Source organism: Acidovorax sp. (assembly GCF_046339755.1).
GTDB lineage: Bacteria > Pseudomonadota > Gammaproteobacteria > Burkholderiales > Burkholderiaceae_C > Acidovorax.
In genome coordinates this window covers 1-11,033 of the sequence record NZ_JBKDTZ010000227.1, presented here as the reverse complement: position 1 = coordinate 11,033, position 11,033 = coordinate 1, and the positions used below count along the sequence as shown (strand labels likewise).

At 69.1% G+C, this 11,033-nt stretch carries 10 protein-coding genes and 1 pseudogene; 8 read left to right on the top strand and 3 right to left on the bottom strand.

Going from position 1 to position 11,033, the window contains the following annotated elements; genetic code table 11:
- The first annotated feature begins 67 nt into the window (after positions 1-67).
- The 5 genes from ACK59X_RS19055 to ACK59X_RS19035 are packed head-to-tail and all read left to right on the top strand — an operon-like array spanning position 68 to position 4,291.
- Positions 68-667: a Bug family tripartite tricarboxylate transporter substrate binding protein gene (locus ACK59X_RS19055; protein WP_409959751.1), complete on the top strand. Its 600-nt coding sequence runs from the start codon at positions 68-70 to the stop codon at positions 665-667.
- 15 nt (positions 668-682) lie between these two features.
- Positions 683-1,870, top strand: coding sequence for a mandelate racemase/muconate lactonizing enzyme family protein (locus tag ACK59X_RS19050; protein WP_409959749.1), 1,188 nt, complete (start codon positions 683-685; stop codon positions 1,868-1,870).
- A 7-nt stretch (positions 1,871-1,877) separates the two neighbouring features.
- A complete protein-coding gene (locus tag ACK59X_RS19045) occupies positions 1,878-2,621 on the top strand; it encodes a ribonuclease activity regulator RraA (protein ID WP_409959747.1) in 744 nt (247 codons plus the stop codon).
- The gene (locus ACK59X_RS19040; RefSeq protein WP_409959745.1) at positions 2,614-3,426 is read left to right on the top strand and encodes an NAD-dependent epimerase/dehydratase family protein; all 813 of its coding nucleotides are present in this window, start codon (positions 2,614-2,616) and stop codon (positions 3,424-3,426) included. The genes ACK59X_RS19045 and ACK59X_RS19040 overlap by 8 nt, the downstream gene beginning before the upstream one ends.
- Positions 3,410-4,291: an SMP-30/gluconolactonase/LRE family protein gene (locus ACK59X_RS19035; protein ID WP_409959743.1), complete on the top strand. Its 882-nt coding sequence runs from the start codon at positions 3,410-3,412 to the stop codon at positions 4,289-4,291. Before ACK59X_RS19040 ends, ACK59X_RS19035 begins: the two co-directional genes overlap by 17 nt.
- On the opposite strand, the gene ACK59X_RS19030 is transcribed toward ACK59X_RS19035, so the two are convergent.
- The gene (locus tag ACK59X_RS19030) at positions 4,288-5,094 is read right to left on the bottom strand and encodes a helix-turn-helix domain-containing protein (RefSeq protein ID WP_409959741.1); all 807 of its coding nucleotides are present in this window, start codon (positions 5,092-5,094) and stop codon (positions 4,288-4,290) included. The two genes, ACK59X_RS19035 and ACK59X_RS19030, sit on opposite strands and share 4 nt — an antisense overlap.
- 120 nt (positions 5,095-5,214) lie before the next feature.
- On the opposite strand from ACK59X_RS19030, the gene ACK59X_RS19025 reads away from it, so the two are divergent.
- Entirely contained in the window at positions 5,215-6,084 is an 870-nt protein-coding gene (locus ACK59X_RS19025; RefSeq protein ID WP_409959739.1) for an NAD(P)-dependent oxidoreductase, read from the top strand.
- Positions 6,085-6,090: 6 nt separating this feature from the next.
- On the opposite strand, the gene fumC is transcribed toward ACK59X_RS19025, so the two are convergent.
- The gene (fumC, locus tag ACK59X_RS19020; protein ID WP_409959736.1) at positions 6,091-7,476 is read right to left on the bottom strand and encodes a class II fumarate hydratase; all 1,386 of its coding nucleotides are present in this window, start codon (positions 7,474-7,476) and stop codon (positions 6,091-6,093) included.
- Between the two features lie 445 nt (positions 7,477-7,921).
- On the opposite strand from fumC, the gene ACK59X_RS19015 reads away from it, so the two are divergent.
- Both ACK59X_RS19015 and ACK59X_RS19010 read left to right on the top strand, forming a co-directional pair.
- A complete protein-coding gene (locus ACK59X_RS19015; RefSeq protein ID WP_409959753.1) occupies positions 7,922-10,075 on the top strand; it encodes a putative bifunctional diguanylate cyclase/phosphodiesterase in 2,154 nt (717 codons plus the stop codon).
- Between the two features lie 194 nt (positions 10,076-10,269).
- Positions 10,270-10,626, top strand: coding sequence for a hypothetical protein (locus tag ACK59X_RS19010; protein ID WP_409959734.1), 357 nt, complete (start codon positions 10,270-10,272; stop codon positions 10,624-10,626).
- Here ACK59X_RS19010 and ACK59X_RS19005 read toward each other — a convergent pair.
- Positions 10,623-10,811: pseudogene (locus ACK59X_RS19005) on the bottom strand (inositol monophosphatase family protein); the annotation flags it as partial. The gene ACK59X_RS19010 and the pseudogene ACK59X_RS19005 sit on opposite strands and share 4 nt — an antisense overlap.
- Positions 10,812-11,033: the final 222 nt, after the last annotated feature.

Genomic DNA, 11,033 nt, shown 5'->3' with positions numbered 1-11,033 from the left:
CGCGGCCGCCAGCAGGGCGGCGAGTTCCTCGTCGGTCAGTTTCGAATTCGCTTGAAGGCCGGTGCTCATGGTCGCCTCGACCGAAAGCGGCATCAAGACGCCGGCCGATGCGGTGGCCCTGGCCAAACGCACGCCGGGCGGTGCCAAGGCGGCATCGGGCGGGGTGGCCACCTCCTCGCACCTGGCGCTGGAGCTGTTCAAGCGCGAGATGAAGATCGACATGCTGCACATTCCCTACAAGGGAGGCGCGCCCGCCAACCAGGACCTGATGGCAGGCCAGGTGGACCTGATGTTCGACCTGATGTCCGGCTCGCTCAAGGCCACCATCGACTCGGGCCGTGCCACGCCCGTCGCGGTGATGCAGGCCAGCCGCATCCCTGCGCTGCCCAACGTGCCCAGCGCCGAGGAATTGAAGCTGCCACGCGGCACCCACATCCGCAGCTGGCAGGGCATCGCCGTCAAGGGCGGCACGCCCGCCCCGGTGGTCAAGCGCCTGCACGAAGCGGTGGTCGCCGCCGCGACCAGCGAGGCCTTTCGCGCCCGCGTGGCGCAGCTCGGCTCCGAGGTCGTGACCAGCGGCAAGCCCGAGGACTTCCAGGCCTTCTACCTGCGCGAGCTGGCCCGCTGGCAGACGGTCGTCAAGGATGCGGGCATCAAGCCCGAGTGAGAGCAAAGGAAACCCATGAAGATCCAAGAAATCCGCTGCCACCTCATGCAGGCGGGCGCCCCGCCGCAGACGGGGTGGACGGGTACCGGCAAGTCGGCCCTCGCAACCTCGCGCAACTGGCTGTTCGTGACCGTGCTGGCCGACAACGGGCTGGTGGGCACGGGCGAAGGCTCGGGCTGGCCCCGGGCCGTGGCAGCGGCCGTGCAGGACCTGGCCCCTTTGCTGGTGGGCGAGGACGCGCGCGGCATCGAGCGCCTGTGGCAGCGCATGCGTGTGGCCTGCATGGGCCATGGCCAGACCGGCGTGGTGGGCATGGGCGCCATCAACGCCATCGACATGGCGTTGTGGGACCTGAAGGCCCAGGCGCTGGGCGTGCCGCTGTACGAGCTGTTGGGTGGTGCCACGCGCAGCAAGGTGCCGTTCTACGTGCATGCCGCCACGCCCGAAGCGGCACGCGCGGCCGTGGCAGCAGGCGCACAGGGCATCAAGGTCGGCGGCATCGCCAACGTGGTGGAGCGCGCCCATGCCGTGCGCGCCGCCATCGGCCCCGACATCGACCTGATGTGTGACCTGCACGGCCCCCCATGGCTGGCGCCTGCGGACGCGGTGGCCATCGGCCGGGAGCTGGAGCCTTTGAAACTGCTGTTCCTGGAGGAACCCGTCGCGCCCGACGACCTGCGCGGCTGGCGCCTGGTGCGCGACAAGGTGGCGCTGCCGCTGGCCGGCGGCGAGCGCCTGGCCACGCTGCAGGACATACAGCCCTTCCTGGCCGAGGGCCTGCTCGACGTGGTGCAGCCCGACGGCGGGCGATTTGGCGGCATCACGCAGATTCGAAAGCTCGCCGGCATGGCCGAGGCCCTGTCGGTCATGGTGGCGCCGCACTCGGGCTCGCTCGGGCCCGTGGCCGAAGTGGCCATGGTGCACCTGCTCAGCGCCATCCCCAACGCGCTGGTGCTGGAACGCATGGACCCGGACTGGGAAGGCCGCAACCAGGTGCTGGACAGCGGCCTGCGCGTGGAACCCGGCTTCCTGCAGGCCAGCGCATTGCCGGGCCTGGATGTGCGCCTGCGCGAGGACTTCATCGCCGCCCACCCGAGCGAACGCAACGTCGCCCTGGCCACGGGCGGCTGGAACGCCGGCACCGAGCACGAATCTGTTTACCTGCAAGCGCGTCGCCCCCGGGCACGCATCGGACGAGACTGAAGAAACCATGACCATCCCCCTGCTTTCCAACACCCTGCCCCGTCTGGGGCTCGTATCCACCGCCACCCTCACCACGGTGCTGTTCAAACGCGGCTTTCGCAATGTCTTTCTGCAGGAGGTGCGGCCCCTGAACCCGGCCACGGCGCGCATGGTGGGCCTGGCCTTCACGCTGCGCTACATCCCGGCGCGCGAGGACCTCGACGGCCTCGACGCCTTCGACGACCCGGCGCACCCGCAGCGCGTGGCGGTGGAGACCTGCCCTGCCGGCCATGTGCTGGTGATGGACAGCCGGGGCGACGCCACGGCCGCCTCCTCGGGCAACATCCTGGTCACCCGCCTGATGCGCCGCGGCGTGGCCGGCGTGGTGACCGACGGCGGCTTTCGCGACTCGCCGGAGATCGCGGCCATGCCCTTCCCGGCCTTCCACCAGCGACCTTCGGCACCCACCAACCTGATCCGCCACCACGCCATCGACATCAACCTGCCCATCGCCTGCGGCGGTGTGTCGGTGTACCCGGGCGACGTGCTGGTGGGCGACGCCGAAGGCGTGGTCTGCATCCCCCGCCACATCGCGGACGACGTGGCGCGCGAGGCCTACGTGCAGACCATCTACGAGACCTGGGTCGAGGAACGCATAGGCGCCGGAGACAGCCTGATCGGCACCTACCCGCTCATCGACCCCGAACGCCGCGAGGCCTATGCAACATGGAAAGCCGCGCACGCAGACCGCTGGCCGCTCGCGCATGACTGACACCGCCCTGCGCACCATCGCGCTGACCGGCGCTGCCGGTCGCATCGGCCGCGCCATCCGGCCGCACCTGCTGCCCCTGTGCAGCGAACTGCGCCTGCTGGATGCAGCCCCGGTGCAGGCCGAGGACCCGCGCGAAACGGCACACCAGCTGGACCTGGCGGACCGCGAGGCGCTGCAGCGCGCCCTGAAGGGCTGCGAGGCGGTCGTGCACTTCGCCGGGTACCCGCGCGAGGCCGGCTGGGACACGCTGCTGGCAGCCAATGTCGTGGGCGTGGCCAACCTCTGGGAGGCGGCCCACGCGGCCGGCGTGCAGCGCATCGTCTACGCCAGCTCCAACCACGCGGTGGGCCTGTACCCGCGCAGCCAGACAATTGACGGCACGGCCTCGCCGCTGCCCGACAGCCGCTATGGCGTGAGCAAGGTCTTCATGGAGGCGCTGGCCGCCATGTACGCCATCAAGCACGGCGTGCGCGGCTTCGGCCTGCGCATCGGCCACTGCAGCGCCGCGCCTGAGGATGCCCGCGCGCTGAGCCACTGGATCCACCCGGAAGATCTGGCGCAGTTGGTGCAGGTAGGCCTCACGGCCGACTACGTGCACGAGATCGTCTACGGTGCATCGGACAACAAGCGTTCCTGGTGGGACAACCGCCGTGCCCAGGAACTGGGCTACCAGCCCCGGCACTCGGCCGACCCGCACGCCACGGCGCTGGAGAACCTGCAGTCCGGCGATGCCGTCGCAGAGCATTTCCAGGGCGGCAGCTTTGCTGCGGCAGGCTTCGACAATGACCGTGCCCCCTTCCTCTGAGTCCATCGCACCTTCGGTGCTCAACCACCCCGGTACCGGACCCATCGAGGTGTGGCCCGTGGGCAACCGGGTGGGCGAAGCCCCCGAATGGCACGCTGGCGAGCAGGCGCTGTACTGGATCGACGTGCGCGCCCAGTTGCTGCTGCGGCTGGATCCGGCCCTGCAGCAGCTCACGCGTTGGCACCTGCCGCAGGTGGTGGGCGCCATGGCCCTGTGGGGCGGGCATCGCGTGCGCCTGGCCCTGCAGAACAGCGTCGTCGAACTGGATCTGCGCATGGGCGCGCTGCGCACCGTGTGCTCTTTGGCCGCGCACGAGCCGCACGGCAACCGCCTCAACAATGGCAAGCGTACACCCCCCGGCGCCTGGTATGTCATCGGATCGATGGACGACCGGGCGGACAAGCAGGCCACCGGCGGCCTGTACTGCGTGAGCGACAGCGGCCTGGTGCACCAGCTCCATGCAGGCCTGGTGGTGGCCAACGGCATCGCCTGGAGCCCCGATGGCGGCACGCTGTACTTCTCGGACAGCTTTCGCGGCACGGTCTGGCAGGCCGCCTGGAACGAGGCCGAAGGCACGATGGGCGAGCCCCGCCCCTTCGCGGACCTGGGCGAGGCCGAGGGCAGGCCCGACGGTGCGCAGGTCGATGCAGCTGGGTGCTACTGGTCGGCCGGCGTGTCGGCAGGCGTGCTCAATATCCTGTCGCCCCTGGGTGAGCGACAGCGCCGCATCGCCCTGCCCTGCCGCGCACCCACCATGTGCGCCTTTGGGGAGGCCAGCGACCTCTGGGTGACCAGCCTGGTGAGGCCGGGATGGGAACCCACGGCACACGACGGGGCGCTGCTGCGCCTGCAGGCTCCCTGCTAGGTTGAACGCAGCGCGCTCGGCGCCACCCCCAGCACGCGCCGCATGGACCGCGCCATGTGGCTCTGGTGCGCAAAGCCGGCCGCCAGGGCCACTTCGCTGGCTGGCAACCGCCCCTGGCGCAGCAGGGCGCTGGCGCGCTCCACCCGGCGCTGCACCACGTACTCGTGCACCGGCACGCCCAGCGAGCGCTTGAACAAGGTCTTGAAGTGCGACACGCTGCTGTGCGCCACGCCGGCCAGCACGGTCAACGACAGGTCCTCGTCCAGCCGGTTCTCGATGTAGTCCACCACCCGGCGCAGCTGCGCCGCCGACAGGCTGCGCGGTGCCTTGCGCGCCAGTGTGTAGCGGCCCAGCAGGTGCACGGCCAGCGCAGTGCCCAGGCTTTCGGCATAGAGCCGGCCGTTGGGGAAGCCGGCCTGGCGCTCCGCATCCAGCGCCCAGGCGATGTGGGCCAGGTGCGCATCCTGGAACTGGTGGCGCGGGGCCAGGGCGGCGCGGCCGGCCGGCAAGCCGGCCTCCTGCGCCGTGCGTTCGAGCAGTGCCGGGGCAAAGCGCAACACCACCGAGCGGCCCGGCCCGTCCTCGTGCCAGCGGTCCGCCTGCCCGGCGGCAACGATGTCCACATCGCCGCGCGTGTAGACAAAACGCTGCGAGCCGCACAGGCCCCGCACCGGCTCGCCCGAATGCACGCGGATGCGCAGGTCCGCCATCGGCCTGAGTTCGACGACGCCTCCCGGCGTCTCCACCAGGTCCACCTGCAGGCCGGCGCGGCCTGGCGCCACTGCCAAAGCTGATTCGTCCATCCGTGCTCTCCAAACAGCCGTTCCTGCGCGACCGGCCAAGCGATTCTGCAGATTATTGGCATGCCGCCGCGAAGGCACTTGTCGCCCGCGGTTTGGCGCTACTCCATGAAAGGGATTTGTATGAAAACGACCGTTATCGGGATGGGAACCATGGGCAGAAAACTGGCCGCACTGCTGCTGCAGGCAGACCACCGGGTCAGCGTATGGAACCGCTCGCCGGCCCACGCCGCCGAGGTGGTGGCCCTGGGGGCCACCCCGCACCAGGACGTGGCCCAGGCCATCGCCGCCAGCGAGGTGATCGTGGTCTGCGTGAAGGACTACGAGGCCGCCAACGCCATCCTGCTGTCGCCGGGCGTAGGCGGGGCGTTGACGGGCCGCACGGTGGTGCACCTGACCACCGGCAGCCCCCAGGAGGCGCTGGACATGGACGCCTGGGTGCGCAGCCACGGCGGCCTGTACCTGGACGGCGCCATCCAGGCCGCACCGGAGCAGATGGGCCTGCCGACGACGCCGGTCTTCGTCTCGGGTGCCCAGCAGGCCTTCGACAACGCGCTGGCCGTGCTGCAGGTCTTCGGCGGCGGCGTCACGTTCCTGGGCGAGCGCCCCTCACTCGCCTCGGCGATGGATTTCGCCACGCTGTCGTATGTCTACGGCGCGACCATCGGGTTCTTCCACGGTGCGCGCATCGCCGAGACGGAGGGCCTGGACGTGGAGCACTACGGCGTGCTCGTGAACCAGATCGCACCCTCGTTCGGTGCCTTCCTGCAGCACGAGGGCCAGGTGATCCACAGCGGCGACTTCGCCATCACGCAAAGCCCGCTGCGCATCTCCATCGATGCCACGCGCCGCATCGCACAGCACGCGCGCGACGCCGGCATCCACGCCGCCGTGCCGGAGCTGGCAGAAACGCTGTTCCGCCAGGCCGGGGAAGCGGGTTACGCCGACGAGGAAGCGGCGGCCGTGGTCAAGGTGATGCGTGCCAACAGATGACCACGCTCAGCGGCCCACCATGTTGCCCGGCACCACCCACTGGTCGATCTGCTCGCCAGTGACGTGGCCCGAGGCCACGGCGGCCTCGCGCAGGCTGGTGCCTTCCTTGTGCGCCTTCTTGGCAATGAAAGCCGCCTTGTCGTAGCCGATGTGGGTGTTGAGCGCCGTCACCAGCATCAGCGAGCGGTCCACCAGCTCGGTGATGCGCTCGCGGTTGGGCTCGATGCCCACGGCGCACTGGTCGTTGAAGCTCACCATGCCGTCGGCCAGCAGGCGCACGCTCTGCAGGAAGTTGTGCGCCACCATGGGGCGGAACACGTTGAGCTCGAAGTTGCCCGAGGCGCCGCCGAAGTTGATGGCCACGTCGTTGCCGAACACCTGGGCGGCCAGCATGGTCACGGCCTCGCTCTGCGTGGGGTTGACCTTGCCGGGCATGATGGACGAACCGGGCTCGTTCTCGGGGATGCTCAGCTCGCCGATGCCGCTGCGCGGGCCGCTGGCCAGCCAGCGCACGTCGTTGGCGATCTTCATCATGCTGGCGGCCAGGGTCTTCAGGGCACCGTGGGCATGCACCAGGCCGTCCACCGAAGCCAGGGCCTCGAACTTGTTGGGCGCGGTGACGAAGGGCAGGCCCGTGAGGCGCGCCAATTCGGCCGCGGCCTGCTCGGCATAGCCCTTGGGCGCATTCAGGCCCGTGCCCACGGCGGTACCGCCCAGCGCCAGCTCGTACAGGTGGGGCAGCGCGGCACGCACATGGCGCTCGCCATGGTCGAGCTGGGCCACATAGCCCGAGAACTCCTGGCCCAGCGTGAGCGGGGTGGCGTCCTGCAAATGGGTGCGGCCGATCTTGACGATGCCGTCGAAATCCTTGGCCTTTTGCGCCAGCGTGGCGCGCAGCTTGGCAATGGCCGGCAGCAGCTTGTGCGTGAGCGCCTCCACGGCGGCCACATGCATGGCCGTTGGGAACACGTCGTTGCTCGACTGGCTGCGGTTCACGTCGTCGTTGGGGTGCACCAGGCGGGCTTCGCCGCGCTCGCCGCCCAGGATCTCGCTGGCGCGGTTGGCCAGCACCTCGTTGACGTTCATGTTGGTCTGCGTGCCCGAGCCCGTCTGCCACACCACCAGCGGGAACTCGCCGGGGTGCTTGCCGGCAATGACTTCATCGGCGGCAGCCACGATGGCCTCGGTCTTCTTCGCGTCCTGCAGGCCCAGGGCCTGGTTCACGACAGCCGAGGCGCGCTTGACCTGGGCCAGCGCCTTGATGATCTCGCGCGGCTGCTGCTCGCCCGAGATGTCGAAGTTCTGCAGCGAGCGCTGCGTCTGCGCGCCCCACAGCTTGTCGGCCGGCACCTCGATGGGGCCAAAGGTGTCGCGTTCGGTACGGGAGGTCATGGGAAACGGTTCTCCAAGGTAAGGCAGGCGTGGCGCGCGGGCGTGCCACGAACGGGTCGAATCGGTGCGCCAGCGCGGGCCATGGGCAGGCAGGCAGAGGGCGCCCCCGGGAGCATAAGACAAAAACAAACAATTCTCATTTACCCACCCCCAAAGCGCCGCCAGCGCCGAGGGGAAAGCGCTTCGTTCAGCGCGCCGGCTCCCCTGCCCTCAGTGTTCAGCCAAAGCTTTCCTAGAGCCAGCACTCCAGCAGCAGTTGCAACAAATTGGTACACTTTGGCCTCGAAATCGGCCCACTGCCGTTTTCTGCCCTTGAGCGCAGGCTGCGCCGCGCTACGCCCCAGTGCGTATCCAATCCGTGCACCCAGATGCACGCGCCCCCTTGACGGAGCGCCTGCGCAGGCGCAACCTGCCCATCCATACCGAGATCCATTCCTCCATGTCCATGAGCGCGTTCATGCCCTTCAGCTACAACCTGTTCGTGGTGGCCGCGTCCTTTGGCATTGCGATGCTGGCCTCGTACGTCACGCTGGACCTGGCGCGGCGCGTGTGCGCCGCCCAGCGCAGCGTAGGCCTGGCGTGGTGGCTGGCGGGCTCCATCGTGATGGGCACAGGCATCTGGTCCATGCACTTCCTGGGCATGCAGGCATTCAAGCTGCCCATTGCCATCGGTTTCGACAGCCTGCTCACCCTGCTGTCCTGGCTGGCGGCGGTGGGTGCATCGGGCGTGGCCCTGGGCCTGGCCAGCCGCGAGAACTTCGGCACGGCCCATCTCGCCCTGGGCGCGCTGGTGATGGGCGCCGCCATCAGCGGCATGCACTACATCGGCATGGCAGCGATGGAGATGGCGCCCGGCATCGTCTGGGATTACCGCGTCGTGGTGCTGTCGGTGCTGATCGCGGTGCTGGCCTCGGCATCGGCGCTGCTCATCTTCAAGCTGCTGCGCCGTGTGCGGCCCGGCCAGCGCCTGGTGTACCAGTTGGCCGCGTCCTTCGTGATGGCCGTTGCCATCTGCGGCATGCACTACACCGGCATGGCGGCCGCGCGCTTTGCCGTGGGCTCCGTGTGCCTGAGTGCGGGCGAGCTGGGCGGCCCGGGCCTCACGGCCATGGTGCTCATGGCCACGGGCCTCCTGCTGGTGAGCACGCTGTTCACTTCCATCCTGGATGCGCGGCTGCAGACCACAGCCGAACTGCTGACCCAGTCGCTCAAGGAAAGCAATAGCCGCCTGCAGGCCGCCAACGACGAGCTGCAGCAGCGCGCCTTTGCCGACGCGCTCACCGGCCTGCCCAACCGCCTGCTGTTCGAAGACCGGTTGATCCACGCCCTGCTGCGCCTGGACCGCACCAACCACCTGCGCGTGGAAGACCGGCTGGCCGTGCTGTTCGTCGACCTCGACGGCTTCAAGCCCATCAACGATTCCTTCGGCCACGCCGCGGGCGACGTGATACTGCGCGGCGCGGCCGACCGCCTGCGCCAGCAGGCACGCGAGAGCGACACCGTGGCCCGCGTCGGCGGCGACGAGTTCCTGATCCTGCTGGAAGACGTGAGCGACGTGGCTGCCTGCGTCACCATGGCCAACCGGGTGCTGGAGTCGCTGTCCCAGCCCTTCGAAGTGGCGGGCAAGAAGGTGCAGATCGCCTGCTCCATCGGCATCGTGGTGCACCCCGACCACGGCGAGCGCACCAAGCTCGTGGCCAATGCCGACGCGGCCATGTACGCCGCCAAGCGCGCCGGCGGCGGCTGCTACGCGCTGTTCGAGCCCCACATGGGCTCGGACGCCTCCGAACAGCTGGAGCTGCAGAACGACCTGCGCCAGGCCATCGACCGGGGCGAACTGGCGCTGCACTACCAGCCCAAGATCGACGGCACGCGCGGCCAGATCAGCGGGGTGGAAGCCCTGCTGCGCTGGAACCATCCCAGGCACGGCATGGTCAGCCCCATGGTGTTCATCGCGCTGGCCGAGCGCTTCGGCCTGATCAACAAGCTGGGCAACTGGGTCATCAACGAGGCCTGCCGCCAGACCGCCGAGTGGGGCCGCAACGGCATGCGCATGCGCGTGGCGATCAACCTCTCGGTGCACCAGCTGCGCGAAAGCGGCCTGGCAGAGCGCATCGGCCATGCGCTGCAGTTCCACGGGCTGGACGCCTCGCAGCTTCTGTGCGAGATCACGGAGTCCGTGGCCATGGAGGACATCAAGGCCACGCAGCGCACCTTCGACGGGCTCGCGCGCATCGGCGTGTTCCTGTCCATCGACGACTTCGGCACCGGCTACTCCAGCCTGAACTACCTGCGCCAGCTGCCCGCGCAGCAGCTCAAGATCGACCGCAGTTTCGTGAACGACCTGGAAATCAGCGAGGACGCGCGCGCCGTGGTGAGCGCCGTGGTGAGCCTGGCGCACGCACTGGGCCTGCGCGTGGTGGCCGAAGGGGTGGAAACCGAGGGCCAGCGCGACATCCTGCTGGCCATGGAGTGCGACGAACTGCAAGGCTTCTTCTTTGCCCGCCCCATGCCGGCGGATTCGCTGTTCGCCTGGTCGCAGGGCGAAAAACCGGAGGGCGCCGTGGACTTCACGCCCTCCGTCATCGGTAGTTTGTAAGCCCACGCCCCCGCTGCGGCGGGGCGGCACTGGCACGGGGGCACGGGCCGCCGCGTGACCAGCCATGTCAATCGTCGGCAAGTTCTTACACCGTGCAGCGCCCGGGGCGCGCACCATGGCACCACAGTGGCCGCACCGCCATTGCCGTGCCGACTCACGTTGACCGGTGCGCACCAGCCAGATCGGAGACTTCCATGGCCACCAGCAGCCTGCTCGGCATCGACGCCGACAACCTTCCGCCCATCCACAGCGCCACCGGCAACGACAGCATGGGCCCCAGCGATGCCTCCGACTCGGGCAGCGACAGCGCGGGCGTGTACAGCGCCGACCCGGAGATGGACACCGACCGCTATGGCACAGGCGAGCGCGCCAGTGTCGAGCCCGGCCTGCACCGCGAGTCGCGCGACATCCTGCCCGACCACATGGAAGCCCTCTCGCCCGCCGACGATGTGGACGGCGACCTGCCCGCCGACCCGCAGGTGGATGTGGATGCGGACCTGTACCCCGAAGAGGAAAGCGAAGAGCCCGGGGCCGAGGACGAGCCCGCCTAAGCCAGCAAAGCCTCGCGCACCGCGTCGAAGCTGCGCTGGTCGGGCGCACACACCAGCCCGCCGGTCGTGTGGGACGGCAGGTACCCGCTGCCATCGAAGTGGCCGGAAAACCCACCCGCCTCTCGGTGCAGCAGCCAGCCGGCCGCGTGGTCCCAGGGCAGGAGGCGGTTGTAGATCACTTCGTGCTTCTGGATTGCAGTTTTGTGCAAAGCGTAGTCTTGCCGAGAAGGCCTTACCAGCACGCTGTAAGCACCCCAGTGGGATAATTGCGCCCGGCGCCGTCCCAGGCGGCAGCCAGCGTGCACAGACGCGCACCCGTTCCGCCCACGACAGAAACACGATGACCACCACGATCAAGTACGACGATCTCGTCGAGTCCGTTGCTGCTGCGCTGCAGTACATCTCCT

Excerpts from the sequence above, each read along its gene's own strand:
- ACK59X_RS19055 (WP_409959751.1), top strand. The coding sequence starts at position 68 with ATGGTCGCCTCGACCGAAAGCGGCATCAAGACGCCGGCCGATGCGGTG.
- ACK59X_RS19050 (WP_409959749.1), top strand. The coding sequence starts at position 683 with ATGAAGATCCAAGAAATCCGCTGCCACCTCATGCAGGCGGGCGCCCCG.
- ACK59X_RS19045 (WP_409959747.1), top strand. The coding sequence starts at position 1,878 with ATGACCATCCCCCTGCTTTCCAACACCCTGCCCCGTCTGGGGCTCGTA.
- ACK59X_RS19040 (WP_409959745.1), top strand. The coding sequence starts at position 2,614 with ATGACTGACACCGCCCTGCGCACCATCGCGCTGACCGGCGCTGCCGGT.
- ACK59X_RS19030 (WP_409959741.1), bottom strand. The coding sequence starts at position 5,094 with ATGGACGAATCAGCTTTGGCAGTGGCGCCAGGCCGCGCCGGCCTGCAG.
- ACK59X_RS19025 (WP_409959739.1), top strand. The coding sequence starts at position 5,215 with ATGAAAACGACCGTTATCGGGATGGGAACCATGGGCAGAAAACTGGCC.
- fumC (WP_409959736.1), bottom strand. The coding sequence starts at position 7,476 with ATGACCTCCCGTACCGAACGCGACACCTTTGGCCCCATCGAGGTGCCG.
- ACK59X_RS19015 (WP_409959753.1), top strand. The coding sequence starts at position 7,922 with ATGAGCGCGTTCATGCCCTTCAGCTACAACCTGTTCGTGGTGGCCGCG.
- ACK59X_RS19010 (WP_409959734.1), top strand. The coding sequence starts at position 10,270 with ATGGCCACCAGCAGCCTGCTCGGCATCGACGCCGACAACCTTCCGCCC.